The sequence below is a fragment of the Pseudomonas sp. JUb52 genome, assembly GCF_004341115.1.
In the GTDB taxonomy this organism is placed as follows: domain Bacteria; phylum Pseudomonadota; class Gammaproteobacteria; order Pseudomonadales; family Pseudomonadaceae; genus Chryseomonas; species Chryseomonas oryzihabitans.
This window is the reverse complement of record NZ_SLYS01000003.1, coordinates 139,521-152,852: the sequence shown is the minus strand read 5'-3', so window position 1 is coordinate 152,852 and position 13,332 is coordinate 139,521. Positions and strand designations below refer to the sequence as shown.

Annotated in this window: 15 protein-coding genes; 7 read left to right on the top strand and 8 right to left on the bottom strand. The window is 68.1% G+C overall.

Features of this window, described 5'->3' with window-relative positions:
• The first annotated feature begins 51 nt into the window (after window positions 1–51).
• The 4 genes from EC839_RS06370 to EC839_RS06355 all read left to right on the top strand — a co-directional run bounded on the left by EC839_RS06370 (window position 52) and on the right by EC839_RS06355 (window position 2,801).
• Window positions 52–303, top strand: a complete 252-nt coding sequence (locus EC839_RS06370; RefSeq protein WP_007159333.1) for a hypothetical protein — start codon at window positions 52–54, stop codon at window positions 301–303.
• Between the two features lie 85 nt (window positions 304–388).
• On the top strand, window positions 389–793 hold the full coding sequence (locus EC839_RS06365; RefSeq protein WP_007159332.1) for an RcnB family protein: 405 nt from the start codon (window positions 389–391) through the stop codon (window positions 791–793).
• Between the two features lie 89 nt (window positions 794–882).
• Window positions 883–1,185: a putative quinol monooxygenase gene (locus EC839_RS06360; RefSeq protein WP_007159331.1), complete on the top strand. Its 303-nt coding sequence runs from the start codon at window positions 883–885 to the stop codon at window positions 1,183–1,185.
• Between the two features lie 62 nt (window positions 1,186–1,247).
• Window positions 1,248–2,801: an alkaline phosphatase gene (locus tag EC839_RS06355; RefSeq protein WP_007159330.1), complete on the top strand. Its 1,554-nt coding sequence runs from the start codon at window positions 1,248–1,250 to the stop codon at window positions 2,799–2,801.
• Window positions 2,802–2,805: 4 nt separating this feature from the next.
• On the opposite strand, the gene EC839_RS06350 is transcribed toward EC839_RS06355, so the two are convergent.
• Together EC839_RS06350 and EC839_RS06345 are read right to left on the bottom strand one after the other, a co-directional pair.
• On the bottom strand, window positions 2,806–4,158 hold the full coding sequence (locus EC839_RS06350) for a GntP family permease (RefSeq protein WP_007159329.1): 1,353 nt from the start codon (window positions 4,156–4,158) through the stop codon (window positions 2,806–2,808).
• Window positions 4,159–4,219: 61 nt separating this feature from the next.
• Window positions 4,220–4,753 (bottom strand): gluconokinase, encoded by a 534-nt coding sequence (locus tag EC839_RS06345; RefSeq protein ID WP_007159328.1) that lies wholly within the window; start codon window positions 4,751–4,753, stop codon window positions 4,220–4,222.
• 186 nt (window positions 4,754–4,939) lie between these two features.
• Between EC839_RS06345 and EC839_RS06340 the strand changes: the two genes are divergently transcribed.
• A complete protein-coding gene (locus EC839_RS06340) occupies window positions 4,940–5,956 on the top strand; it encodes a LacI family DNA-binding transcriptional regulator (protein WP_007159327.1) in 1,017 nt (338 codons plus the stop codon).
• A 220-nt stretch (window positions 5,957–6,176) separates the two neighbouring features.
• Here the strand turns inward: EC839_RS06340 and EC839_RS06335 are convergent, their stop codons facing one another.
• The 5 genes from EC839_RS06335 to EC839_RS06315 all read right to left on the bottom strand — a co-directional run bounded on the left by EC839_RS06335 (window position 6,177) and on the right by EC839_RS06315 (window position 9,162).
• Entirely contained in the window at window positions 6,177–6,683 is a 507-nt protein-coding gene (locus EC839_RS06335; RefSeq protein WP_256680991.1) for a GNAT family N-acetyltransferase, read from the bottom strand.
• A gap of 20 nt (window positions 6,684–6,703) precedes the next feature.
• On the bottom strand, window positions 6,704–7,030 hold the full coding sequence (locus tag EC839_RS06330) for a hypothetical protein (protein ID WP_007159325.1): 327 nt from the start codon (window positions 7,028–7,030) through the stop codon (window positions 6,704–6,706).
• Between the two features lie 16 nt (window positions 7,031–7,046).
• On the bottom strand, window positions 7,047–7,703 hold the full coding sequence (locus EC839_RS06325; protein ID WP_007159324.1) for a DUF2726 domain-containing protein: 657 nt from the start codon (window positions 7,701–7,703) through the stop codon (window positions 7,047–7,049).
• 70 nt (window positions 7,704–7,773) lie between these two features.
• Window positions 7,774–8,151, bottom strand: coding sequence for a lysozyme inhibitor LprI family protein (locus EC839_RS06320; RefSeq protein ID WP_007159323.1), 378 nt, complete (start codon window positions 8,149–8,151; stop codon window positions 7,774–7,776).
• Between the two features lie 54 nt (window positions 8,152–8,205).
• On the bottom strand, window positions 8,206–9,162 hold the full coding sequence (locus tag EC839_RS06315) for a LysR substrate-binding domain-containing protein (protein ID WP_007159322.1): 957 nt from the start codon (window positions 9,160–9,162) through the stop codon (window positions 8,206–8,208).
• A gap of 104 nt (window positions 9,163–9,266) precedes the next feature.
• Between EC839_RS06315 and EC839_RS06310 the strand changes: the two genes are divergently transcribed.
• Both EC839_RS06310 and EC839_RS06305 read left to right on the top strand, forming a co-directional pair.
• The gene (locus EC839_RS06310) at window positions 9,267–10,169 is read left to right on the top strand and encodes a DMT family transporter (protein ID WP_007159321.1); all 903 of its coding nucleotides are present in this window, start codon (window positions 9,267–9,269) and stop codon (window positions 10,167–10,169) included.
• 22 nt (window positions 10,170–10,191) lie between these two features.
• On the top strand, window positions 10,192–11,088 hold the full coding sequence (locus tag EC839_RS06305; protein ID WP_007159320.1) for a DMT family transporter: 897 nt from the start codon (window positions 10,192–10,194) through the stop codon (window positions 11,086–11,088).
• Between the two features lie 16 nt (window positions 11,089–11,104).
• Here the strand turns inward: EC839_RS06305 and EC839_RS06300 are convergent, their stop codons facing one another.
• Window positions 11,105–13,327 (bottom strand): xanthine dehydrogenase family protein molybdopterin-binding subunit, encoded by a 2,223-nt coding sequence (locus tag EC839_RS06300; RefSeq protein ID WP_007159319.1) that lies wholly within the window; start codon window positions 13,325–13,327, stop codon window positions 11,105–11,107.
• Window positions 13,328–13,332 lie beyond the last annotated feature (5 nt).

The following is a 13,332-nucleotide window of genomic DNA, read 5'->3' as shown; positions in this document are numbered from 1 at the left end:
GTCGGGAGTGGACAGGTTCGATAATCGTCATCGCCATGAGGAAGCTGTTGTATGAAGGACGTGATCGATAGCCACATCATGGCCATGGCGGAAGCCCGGCGCCTGCTCGAACGCGGTAGCCAGGCCAAGCGCCAGCATCAGCGTTATCTCCTTAACTTCGTGACCCTGCGTCAGGAGGCCTCACGCCTCAGCCAGCAGTCCTATCGCCTGAGCTGCTCGCTGGACCCCTTCTCCACCAAGCGCTCACGCCAGTTGCCCCCGGTGCTGACTCTGGTGAAGGTCGAGCAGGACGAACGGTTGTAAGGCCAACGGCGTGGCTGCAGGTATTCGTGGAGCTTTTCCCTCGAGCGCGGGGTCAAAACCTCGAACGCAGAGGAGAAACACCCCCATGATCAAGCAATCGCTGCTCTCTCTGGCCCTGGGCACCGTCGTCCTGACCGGCGCGCTGCACGTCCAGGCCGCGCCCGAGGCCATGACCCCGGTCAAGCCGGCTGCCGACAAGGCGGCTTCGGAGCCCACCAGCTCGCAGTACCAGAACAAGGTCAACAAGAAGGACGCCAATCAGAGCGACGAAGCCGTCACCCACGACCCTGATCATCCTACCTTTGAGCTCGAAGAGGGTGGCCGGGCGCCGCGCAAGTACATCCGTGACGAGTACGTGATCAAGGACTTCAAGAAGCATGGTCTGGAGCAGCCGGGCGAAGACAGCCAGTGGGTCAAGATCGGTTCCGACTATGTACTGATCAAGCGCAGCAATGCGGTGATCGACAAGATCGTCAAAGCCAAGCAGTGATCCACCATAGCCGGGGGCCGATTCTCGACCCCGGTGGTATTCGGGGTGTCCAGGCGGCATGCTGAGGCACCCTTTTCGGAGTTTTTTGCATGACCAGTGAAATTCGCGTCGTCGCCATCCTGCAGGCCAAGCCCGGCCAGGCCGCAGCCGTCGAAAACGCCCTACGCGCCATCGTCGCCCCTTCCCGCGCCGAGGCCGCCTGCCATTTCTATACCCCGCACCGCGATCCGAGCCACGAGGGTCGCTATGTCTTTATCGAGCGCTGGGCCAGCCGCGAGGCCCTGGCCGAGCACGAGCAGACCGCGCACTTCAAGCAGCTGCTGAGCGATCTCGACGGTCTGCTCACTGAGGCGCCCCAGGTGATGATCCTGGAAGAATTGCCGCTGGCGTGAGCCGGGCGACATAGCGCTGTCATTTGCCTGAGTCACCCTGGCCTCTTTTCGCGGAGGCCTGGATGAATCCCTCTCGACGTCAAGCGCTGGGCCTGCTCGGCCTGGGTCTGAGCGCGCCTTGGTTCGCCGGGTGCAGTGCGCGTGAGCCGCAGCCGGATCCCTTCACCCTGGGCGTCGCCAGTGGCGACCCCGCTGCCGATGGCTTCGTCATCTGGACCCGTCTGGCGCCGGATCCCCTGGCCGAGGATGGCCTGGGCGGTCTGCATGCCCCGGTCGAGGTGCAATGGGAGGTCGCCCCGGATCCGGGGCTGTGCCAGGTGATACATCGCGGTACGGTCCAGGCGCAGCCCCAGGCGGCCTTCAGCGTGTCCATCACCCTGGTGGGTCTGCTGCCGGGGCGACCCTACTGGTACCGCTTCACTGCCCTGGGGCATCAGAGTCGCATCGGTCGCGCCGTCACGCTGCCTCCGCCGGCCAGTGCGCCGCAGGGACTCAAGCTGGTGGCGGCCTCCTGCTCCCACTATGAGAAGGGCTTCTTCAGTGCCTATCGGCACATGGCCGAGGAGCAGCCGGACCTGGCGCTGTTCCTTGGCGACTACATCTATGAGTCCAATGTGCTGCTGCTGCTGCCAGCGGTCCGCCGCCACGGCCTGCCGGAGGCCCGCGACCTGGCCAGCTATCGGCGACGCCATGCCCTGTACCGCACCGATCCCGATCTGCAGTACCTGCACGCCAATGTCACCAGCGTGCTGACCTGGGATGACCATGAGGCGCAGAACGACTATTCCGGTCCCTGGTCGGCGGATCCCCAGGTCAGTCTGGCCGCCTTCGCCGCGCGACGGCGGGCGGCCTACCAGGCCTTTCGCGAACACGCCCCGCTGCGCGCCTGGCGCACCCAGGGCAGCGCGCTGCGCCTCTATGACCGGTGGCGCTTTGGCGATCTGGCGGAGATCCACCTGCTCGATGGCCGGCAATACCGCAGCGAACCGGCCTGCGCGACGGCCAGGACCCGCGGTGGCCAGTTGGTCCATCCGGATTGCCCGGGCCTGCGTGATACCACGCGCAGCATGTTGGGGCGGGCGCAGGAGGATTGGCTGCTGGACGGCTTTCGTCATAACGGTACGCAGTGGAACCTCATTGCCCAGGACCTGCTGCTGGCACCCCTGCGGCAGCGCCTGCCGGATGGCGATCCGGCGCGCTGGACCGATGGCTGGGACGGCTATCCGGCCACCCGCGAGCGCCTGCTGGCGGCCATGGCCGCAAGTCGCCTGGCCAATCCGGTGACCCTGGGCGGGGACATCCATTCCTTCTGGGTGACGGATCTGCACCGCGATCCGGAGGACGAGCGGAGCCCGGTGGTGGCGAGCGAGTTCGTCGGCACCTCCATCACCTCGGACGGACCGGATTACCGACGCTTCCAGGCGATGTTGCCGGAGAATCCCCAAGTGCGTTTCTTCGACAGCCGGGAGCGTGGCTATCTGGCCCTGGAGCTGACGCGGGAGCGGCTGCAGGTGGATCTGCGCACCATCAGTGACCGAACGCGCCCGGATGCCAGGCGCGGCACCCGGGCGAGCTTCGTGGTGGAGGCGGGACGGCCAGGGGCCGTCCCGGTCTAGCGGATCAGACGAACAGCGACAGCAGCATGATGAAGGCCAGGGCCACCACCGAGAGGATGGTTTCCATCATCGACCAGGTCTTGAAGGTCTCGGCCACGGTCATGTTGAAGTACTGCTTCACCAGCCAGAAGCCGGCGTCGTTGACGTGGGAGAGGATCACCGAACCGGCGCCGGCGGCCAGCACCAGCAGCTCCTTGTTCACCCCGGGGATCAGCGCCACCACGGGGGCGACGATGCCGGCGCCGGTGATGGTTGCCACGGTGGCGGAACCGGTGGCCACGCGGATCACCGCTGCCACCAGCCAGGTCAGCAGGATCGGCGAGATCTGCGTCTGCACCGCCAGATTGCCGATCACCTCACCCACGCCGCTGGCCACCAGCATCTGCTTGAAGCCACCGCCGGCGCCGACGATCAGCACGATGGCCGCCACCGGCGCCAGGCTCTGGTCGAGCAGCTTGACGATCTTCTCGCGAGAGAAGCCGCAGGCGGTGCCGAAGCTGTAGAAGCTCAGCAGCAGGGCGGCGAGCAGGGCGGTGATGGGGTGGCCGATGAAGTCCATCCAGATGCGGAAATGGTTGTCGGCGGCAAAGAAGATGTCGGCGAAGGCCTTGAGCAGCATCAGGATCACCGGCAGCAGCACGGTGAAGACGGTGATGCCGAAGCCCGGCAGGTTGCGGTTGTCGGTCTCCTGGGCGATCTGGGCGACCAGCTCGGGATTGGCCGAACCGGGGATGCGCTTGGAGATCCAGGCGCCAAAGATGGGACCGGCGATCATGGCGGTGGGCAGGCCGACGATCAGACCATAGAAGATGGTCTTACCGATGTCGGCACCGAACACCCCGACCGCCAGCAGCGGACCCGGGTGCGGCGGCACCAGGCCGTGCACGGCGGACAGGCCGGCCAGCAGCGGGATGCCCAGCTTGACCAGCGACAAGCCGGTACGGCGGGCGACGATGAACACCAGGGGCGCCAGCAGCACGAAGCCGATCTCGAAGAACAGCGGGATGCCCACCAGGAAGGCGGCGAACATCATTGCCCAGTGCACGCGCTTGATACCGAAGGCGCGGATCAGCGTCTGGGCGATCTGGTCGGCGCCGCCGGAATCGGCCATCAGCTTGCCGAGCATGGTGCCGAGGCCCAGCAGGATGCCGACGAAGCCGAGCACGCCGCCGAAGCCGTCCTGGAAGGATTTCATGACCTTTTCCACCGGCATGCCGGAGGTCAGGCCGAGAAAGCCCGAGGCGATGGTCAGGGCGATGAAGGGATGGACCTTGAACTTGGTGATCAGGAGCACCAGGCCGACGATGGTGACCGCGGCGTCGAGCAGAAGGAAGCTGTTGTGGTCCATGCCGAACATGGCGCCTCTCCTATTGTTGTTGTGGGCGTTGCGGGTGGTTGGATTGGGTAGCGCTGTCTCGTCAGGCCGGCTGGGCCAGGCGAGCCGAGGTGTTCCACCAGGCCGACACCTGGGTGCCGATGGCGGGCAGGGTGTCGCGTGCGTCCACTACCAGCGTAGCCGGTTCACCGTGGGGTGCTTCGAGGGTGGCGAACTGGCTGTCGATCAGGCTGGCGGGCATGAAGTGCCCCGGGCGATTGGCCACGCGCTGGGCGGCGGTCTCGCGGGTCAGTTCGAGAAAGACGAAGCCGAGACCGGGCACGGCCTGACGCAGCTGGTCGCGATAGCGGCGCTTGAGTGCGGAGCAGGTGAGCACCGGGCGTTCGCCCGCGGCCACGGCAGCGGCCAGTTCTTCACCGAGGCGGGTCAGCCAGCCGGCGCGATCCCCGTCGTCGAGGGGGATGCCGGCACTCATCTTGGCGATGTTGGCGGCGGGGTGGAAGGCGTCGCCTTCGATCAGGCGGCCACCGTCCTGCTCGGCGATGGCCGCGCCGACGCTGCTCTTGCCGCAGCCTGCGACGCCCATGACCACCAGCGCGGGAATGGGAGTGTTCATCGTCACCTCCGGTCTGGAGACAGCGCTACCCCGAAAAGCGAAAAAGGCAGCGGCTTCCAGTTCTTGTCGATCTTGTTAGGCCGAATGCCGACGCGGTGCGGAAGGCCACGTCAGGCTTGTAGTGTCTGCTGAGACAGCGCTACCTTAGGCGCGTTCTCCGTCTCTGACAAGCCTGAAACCATAACAATGAATCGAACGGGTTCTCGTAGTTCCGGTCGGCCCACCCTCACCGAGGTGGCGCTGCAGGCCGGTGTTTCCCCCATCACGGCCTCGAGGGCCCTGCGCGGTGTCGCTACCGTGGCGCCCGAACTGGTCACCCGCGTGCAGGAGGCCGCCGCGCGCCTTGGCTATGTCACCAATCCGGCCGCCCGTGCCCTGGCCTCGGCCCAGGGGCATTCGGTGGTGGTGCTGGTGCCCTCGCTGTCCAACCACCTGTTCATCGAGCCCCTCGAGGCCATCCACGAGGTCCTGCGTCCCCGTGGCCTGGAGGTGCTGATCGGCAACTACCACTACGATCCCGAGGAAGAGGAAAAGCTGATCCGCAACTACCTGGCCTATCAGCCCCGGGGACTGCTGCTGACCGGCTTCGACCGCACCGACGCCGCGCGCCAGCTGCTGGCGGCCAGCGGGGTGCCGCGGGTGCACATGATGGAGCTGGATCCAGCCGGTGCGGCGCCCAGCGTCGGCTTTTCCCAGCGCGCCGCCGGGGCCGCCGCGGCGCGGCATCTGCTGGCGGCCGGACGCACCTGCCTGGGCTATGTCGCTGCCCAGCTCGACCCGCGGGCGCTGGCCCGAGGGGAGGGCTTTCGCGAGGTGCTGCGCGAGGCGGGCTGCTATGACCCGAGTCTGGATGTGCTGGATCCGCAGCCGTCGTCCGTGGGGCTGGGCGCCCGACAGTTTCGCGAACTGCTGGCCCGCCGCCCGGATGTCGACGGCCTGTTCTTTTGCAACGACGACCTCGCCCAGGGCGCGCTGTTCGAGGCGCAGCGGCTGGGCATCGCCATCCCCGAGCGGATCTCGGTGCTGGGCTTCAACGACCTGCCCGGCTCGGCGCACACGGTCCCCCGGCTGACCTCCATCCAGACCCCCCGCGCCGCGGTAGGGCGCCAGGCCGCGACCCTCCTGCTGGGGCTGCTCGACGGCCGCCGCCAACCGACCTGCGTGGATCTGGGATTCGAGTTGGTGAGCCGGGAGAGTGTGTAGGGCTTTCGCTTGGGTCGATCGTGACCACGGCGGTCCGTCGATGCAGCCAGAACGGTATGACTTTGCTTATCGCGGCCATGGGCCGCTCCTACGGGGATTGACGCTTCTGTAGGAGCGGCCCATGGCCGCGATAAGGTTTTGCTCCGACAACGAATAATCCATCTTCTGGCATCCATCAGCTCCGCGGGCCGTCATAACCGCGATCGCGGGGCAGCCAGCCTTACCGCAACGCCTTGGCCAATATCCGCGACTGTCCCCGGAAATCCTGACGGGCATAGAAGGCCTGGGCGCCCTCGTTGAATTCCATGACCTCCAGGCGCAATTCGTCGACGTCGTTGTCCCGTGCCCAGGCTTCCACGGCGTCCAGCAGCCGGGCACCCACGCCCAGCCGTCGGTGGCAGGCCGACACTACCAGGGTGCCGATCCGGCAGAGGATCAGCGGCTGCAGAAAGGAAATCGAGCGGGTGTCGGACAGGCGCGCGGTAACGAAGCCGACCAGTTCGTCACCGGCTTCAGCGACAAACAGCACCCCGTCTTCCGGCTCCAGCTGGGCGGCCCAGTAGTCCTGGTCGCGCCAGCCGCCGGAGGGTTCGGCGAAGGTCGCCGGGGCCTGCCGGTGATGCTGCTCGGCGAGTTGCTCGGCCAACCGGCAGACGGCGGCGAGATCGGTGACGAAGGCGGGACGGATACGCAAGAGCGGTGCTCGCAAGAGGAGTCGGCCGTTCACCTTACGCCGCACGGAGCGGGTCAGGAAGCCTCGGCATCCAGCTGCCGGTACCAGTCGGCATAGGGGGTGTTCCTGGCCATCCGCCGGTTGTAGTCGGGCGCGCCATCGGTCCACCAGACCGGTCCGCGCTCGCCCAGGGCGTGCTTGGCGGCGTCCACCGCGGCGCGTGCGCTGCGCAGGGCGGCTTCGTCACCCTGGCGCTTGGCCAGGCCCACCTGGCGGCGCGCATCCATCAGTTCATGGGTCAGCAGGTCGCGGCGGTCGGCGGGCAGGCTGGGGTCGGTGCAGCGCCAGAGCCGGCCCCTGACCACGAAGTAGCGTCCGTCCGGGGTGGTGGGATAGCGCATGGCAGGGGTCCCTTGGTCAGTCGTCGATGTCGAGCAGGCCGCGACAATCCGGATAGTTCGAGCAGGCCCAGAATTCCCGGCCCTGGTGACGACCGCTGCGTGCGCGACGGCGGACCATGGGCGCCTGGCATTCCGGGCATTCCGGCGCCAGGGGCTGGCTGGGCGCTGCGGTTCGCTGGCGCGGACGGCGCCCGCCGAACACGGCGTCGCGCACGGCGGTGGCGGAATAGCGCGCCGCCGCCGGGATCTCCACCAGGCGCAACTGGGCGGCCTCGCACACCGCGCGGACGAAGCGGTCGCGCTGCTGGCGATGGCGCTGCAGGTGCGACCTGTCGTTGAGTTCGACCACGGCGTGTACGGCGAGGTCGTCGCGGCGGCAGATGGCGAAGTCGAAGTGCTTGCAGTTGATGCGATTCTGCGCGATCAGATAGCGGCGGCGATCGCGCAGCGGCAGCGTCTGGACCACATCGGCGATGCGCACCTTGCCGAACACCCGGTAGTCGTCGCCCACGGCTTCGTCGAGCACCGCGAGAAAGGCCTGTTCGGCGGGGGTGAAGAGGGCTTCGACCTGGCGATAGGGAAAGGCGGCCTGGCGCCGGCGCTGCCACCACCACAAAGCCCCCAGAAGCAGCAGTCCGGCCGGGACCAGCAGGGGCAGGTAACGCTCGTACATCTCGAACTCCAACAGCGGGGCGCTATGATAGTGAGTTCCGGCGCCGGACAGCAGCGGTGGCGACGAAACGTCAGTCGCGCCGCGGGAGTTGCCGTTGCAGATCGTCCAGCCGCAGCAGGGTCACCGACTTCAGACAACTCAGATACTGCAGCTGCTGCATGGCGCCCTGGAAACCGCGCGTCGCGTCAGCGCAGCGGGGGGCGCGGTTGCTTTGCCAGAGCTGTTGCAGGTGTTCGAAGGCGGGTCGTTGCGCAGCGGAGAGCGCGGCCAGGCGGCGGCCGTAGACGTCGGCCAGCCGGGCTTCGGCCAGGGCCAGATCCCCGGCGGCGCAGGCCGCCAGCTGCGCCTCGCTACCCTGGCGATCGCAGTCGGCCGGGGGCTGCTCGGCGGCCAGGGCGGCGGTCGAGAGCAGCAGGGCGAGCAGGGCGGACAGGCGACAGGTGTTCATGCAGGTTGACTATTGCAGGGGCGGACCGCCTAGACTGCCGTAAAAGCGCAGCTCTCACCAGGCGCCGCCGGTCTCCTGCGGCTCGCCCTGGGTCTCGCGGAATTGGCGGATCTGCACCAGCAGCCAGTCGATCCAGCGCTGTACCGGCGCTTCCACCGGGCCCTTGGGCAAGACCAGGAAGTAGGCCTGGGTAGACAGCTGGTTGAACCGATCCGGCAGCGGGCGGACCAGGGCGCCGCTGGCCAGCAGGCGCTGGGCCAGCACGCAGCCGCCGAGGGCCACGCCCTTGCCGGCCGCGGCCTGTTGCAGGGCCATGCCACTCAGCGAATAGCGCGGACCGCGCAGACTCTCGCCCAGGGGTACCTGCTGGCTGGCGAACCAGTCCTGCCAGGCGTTGAAACGGCTGCTGGGCCGGCCCGAACGCCAGCCGCCGGGCCATTCGGCATGCAGCAGCGGATAGGCCAGCAAGGCGGCGGGTTCTGCCAGTGGCGCCGGGATCAGCGTCGGGCTGCACACCGGAAAGATCCATTCGCGCAGCAGCAGGCGCGTCTCGCCGTCCTGCCAGTCGCCCCGGCCATAGCGGATCGCCGCCTGGGCACCGCCCTCGGTACCCAGCGGCACGATGGCGGAGGAGGCATCGAGAAAGACCTCGATATCCGGATGCTGACGCTGGAAGTCTTCCAGGCGCGGCAGCAGCCATTCCTGGCCAAAGGTGGGCGGCGCACTGACGGTCAGGACGCTGCTCTTGACCCGCGCCCGGGCGACGGCGCGGGTCAGGCCGTCGAGATGTGGCGCGATCTCCGCCGCCAGGGCGCGCCCCTGGACGGTGAGGCGCACCCCCTGCGCCAGGCGCTCGAACAGCGGCTGCCCCAGCTCTTCCTCGAGCAGGCGGATCTGCCGGCTGATGGCGCCCGCGGTGACGTGCAGCTCGTCCGCGGCCTTGGCGAAGTGCTGGTGTCGCGCGGCGGCGGCAAAGGCGCGCAGGGCATTGAGGGGGAGGGCGGTCGTCACACGAAGCCTTAGTTTTCCTGAGCCTGACGCCCATTAAACATCGTTTGTCCGACCTGTTCAGCCACCTTCACCATGCAGGCTCACTTTTTCCTGGAGCGACGCTCATGCGCAAGGAGCTGGATCTCCCCGCTGTGTTGGTCATGCTGGTGCTCTGCCTGGTCTGGGGTCTGCAGCAGACGGCGATCAAGGCCATCGCCGAGCAGGTGGATCCCCTGCTGCAGATCGGCTGGCGCTCGCTGCTGGCGGCCGGGCTGCTCTATGGCCTGGCGCGCTGGCGCGGCATCCGCTGCCTGGGTCGCGACCAGACGCTGATTCCCGGGCTGCTCGCCGGGTCGCTGTTCGCCCTGGAATTCCTCTGCATGGCGGTCGGCCTGAAATACACCAGCGCCGCGCACATGGTGGTGTTCATCTACACGGCGCCGCTGTTCGCCGCCTGCGGTCTGCACTGGCTGGTGCCCGGGGAGCGGCTGTCGGCGCGGCAGTGGCTGGGCATGCTGCTGGCGGCCAGCGGGGTGGTCTGCGCCTTCCTGATCGGCAAGCCGAGCGGCGGCACCAGCTGGCAGGGCGATCTGATCGGCCTGGCCGGCGGCGCGGCCTGGGGCGCCACCACGGTGCTGATCCGCCGCAGTGCCCTGGCCGAGGCGCCGCCGCTGCGCACCCTGTTCTATCAACTCGGGGTGACCGGGGTGGTGCTGCTGGCGCTGGACCTGCCGCTCGGCAAGCGCCTGGATCTGGCCGGGCTGGATTCCCTGGCCTGGTCGAGCCTGGCCTTTCAGGTGTTCATCGTCGCCGGCATCAGCCTGCTGGGCTGGTTCGTGCTGCTCAGTCGCTATCGCGCGGCGCCCCTGGGCGTGCTGACCCTGCTGACGCCGCTGTTCGGTGTGCTGATGGGCGTCTGGCTGCTGGGCGAGACCCCGGGACCGGGATTTCTCGCCGGCGCGGCCCTGGTGCTCAGCGGGCTGCTGATTGTCAGCTATCCTTCCCGCTCGCGAGTCGCGTCCCGCTGACTCGCCTGGCCCTGAGCATCCGATGTCGTCCACCTCGCTGAGTCCCTGGTTGCTGCGCCTCATTCCCCTGGTGTTCCTGGCCCTGTGGTCCGCCGGCTTCGCCGTGTCCAAGGTGGGCCTGGCCTATGCGCCGCCCTTCACCCTGCTGGCCATGCGCTATGCGCTGGCCTTCAGCGTGCTGCTGGTGGCTTTTCTGGTCCTGCGTCCCCCGCTGCCACGAACGCGGCGGGAATGGGCGAATCTCGCCGTGGTGGGCTTTCTGATCCAGGGCGTCTATTTCGGCATGAGCTATGGCGCCCTGGTGCTGGGCGCCTCGGCCAACGTCGTGGCCATGGTCGCTTCGCTGCAGCCGATCCTGGTGGCCCTCGGCGCACCCCTGCTGGTGGGCGAGCGGGTGACGCCGCTGCAGTGGCTGGGGCTGGCCCTGGGGCTGCTCGGCGCCATCGGGGTGATCCTGGCCCGGGCCAGCGTGGCCGTGGAGTCCGTCCCGGGCATCTTCCTGGCGGTCGGCGCGCTGCTGGGCATGACCAGCGCCGTGCTCTACGAAAAGCGCCTGGGCGTGGCTCAGCATCCGGTCACCAACAACCTGGTGCAGTACAGCGTCGGCCTGGTCTGCTGCGCGCCGGTGGCGCTGCTGTTCGAGCACAATCCGGTGCACTGGGCGCCGGCCTTCATCGGCGCCCTGGCCTACCTGGTGCTGGCCAACTCGCTGCTGGCCATCAGCCTGCTGGTGTGGATGATCCGCGCCGGCGAGGCGGCGCGGGTCAGTGCGCTGTTCTTCTGCGTGCCGCCGGGCGCCGCCCTGAGCGCCTGGTTGCTGCTCGGCGAGACCCTGCCGCCGCTGGCCTGGGTGGCCATGGTGATCGCCATCGGAGGGGTGCTACTGGCGACTCGCGCAGGGGGCAAGGCGGCGCGCTGAACCGCGCCGCCCGCCGTCATGCCGTCTTCAGCCCGGCCAGCACCTTGTCCACCGTAAGCGGATAGTCACGGATGCGCACCCCGCAGGCGTTGTAGACGGCGTTGGTGAGCGCGGCCCCGGCGCCGCAGATCCCCAGTTCGCCGACGCCCTTGATCTTCAGCGGATTGGCCTTGTCGTCCACTTCCGGCAGGAAATGGGCTTCGATGGCGGGAATGTCCAGGTGGCAGGGGTAGTGGTAGTCGGCCAGGTCATGGTTGACGAAGTGCCCGTGGCGAACGTCGATCACCCCGTCTTCGTGCAAGGCGCTGCCCACGCCCCAGATCATCCCGCCAAGCATCTGCGAATGGGCGGTCTTCTCGTTGAGGATGCGGCCCGCGGCGAACACCCCGAGCATGCGCCGCAGGCGGATCTCGCCGGTGAGGGCGTGCACCCCCACCTCGGCGAAGAAGGCGCCGTAGCCCTGCTGGGAATAGTCCTTGAGGGTCTGGCCCGGCTTGATCTCGCCGATGGCCTGGAGATCGTGCTGGCGCGCCAGTTCGGCGAGGTCGCGACTGCCATTGTCGGCGATCAGCCGGCCGCCGACGAAACGGGCACTGGCCGGATCCAGACCTGCCGCCTCTGCCGCTTTCAGCCGTAGATTCTCGCAGGCGACATAGACCGAGGAACCGGAACTGGCGGCGCCAAAGGAACCGCCGGAGCCGGCCCCGGCCGGGTCGTCGCTGTCGCCCAGCAGCACCTTGACCCGCTCCACCGGCAAGCCGAGCGACTCGCCGGCGATCTGCGCCAGGATGGTGTAGGTCCCGGTGCCGATGTCGGTCATGGAGGTCTTGACCGTGGCCGTGCCATCGGCTTCCAGGCGCACCCCAGCCTGGGACGGCCTGAGCATGTTGGCGCGGCTGGCTGCCGCCATGCCCATGCCGATCAGCCAGTCGCCGTCGCGCACCTGGCCGGGCGTGGCCTTGCGCTGGCTCCAGCCGAAGCGGCGGGCGCCGTCCTGCATGCACTCCACCAGCTTGCGGGAAGAGAAGGGGATGTGCTTTTCCGGATCCTGGCTGGGCTCGTTGCGGATGCGCAGCTCGATGGGATCGAGATCGAGCATGACCGCCAGCTCGTCCATGGCGCTTTCGCTGGCGAGCATGCCCACGGCTTCGCCGGGCGCCCGGCAGGAGCCGGACTCGGGCAGATCCAGCTCGACCATGCGGTGCGCCACCAGGCGGTCGTCGCCAGCATAGAGGGTGCGCGAAGACAGGCCGGTGGGTTCGTAGTAGGTGAGGCCGCGGGCGGAGTGGGACCAGCCTTCATGGGCCATCGCCTGGATACGGCCCTCGCGGTCGGCGCCCAGGCGGATGCGCTGGATGGTGGCCGATCGGTGATCGGTGATCTGGAACATCTGCTGGCGGGTAAGGGTGACCTTGACCGGCCGGCCGATGGCGCGAGCGGCCATGGCGCCGATCAGGGCGTCGGCATAGATCGGCAACTTGCCACCGAAGCCGCCACCGATATAGCGCGCCACGATGCGCACGTTTTCCTTGGGCAGCTGCAGGGTATTGGCCACGCAACTCTGCGCCTGCTCGACGAACTGGGTGGAGCAATAAATGGTCACCCGGTCGCCGTCCCACTGGGCGAGGCTGGCGTGGGGCTCCATCTGCGCATGGATGTGGTATGGCGTGGTATAGCGCTCGTCGAGCTTGATCGGCGCCCGGGCAAAGGCGGCGTCGACATCGCCCGAGGCGGTATCGGTGGGCTGATCGGCATCCGGCGGCTTGACCGCCTGGCCGAGGTTGGCGGCGAGGTCGAAGACGCCCGGTTCGGCCGCGTAGTCGATCTCCACCAAGGCCGCCGCCAGGCGCGCCTCCTCGAAGGTCTCGGCCACCACGAAGGCCACCGGCTCGCCGAAATAGCGCACCTGGTCGCTGTCGAGGTAGGGCTTGGGCCGGGTGAAGCGACCGCTGTTCTCCGGCTCGCGGGCGGCCTGGCGCGGCGCGTTGCGATAGGTCAGCACGCTGAGCACGCCCGGCGCGCCCTCTGCGGCCGAGGTGTCCAGCCGGCTGATGCGGCCCTTAGCGATGGTGGCCCCGACGATGAAGCCGTAGGCCACGCGATCGTTGCGGAATTCGAAGCTGTAGGGCGCCTGGCCGGTGACCTTGAGCAGGCCGTCGACGCGGTCGATGGGCTTGCCGATCAGGCCGCCGCGATTTTCGTCGATCAGGTTGCGGCCGGCGGGTTCATTCATTTCCATGCTGC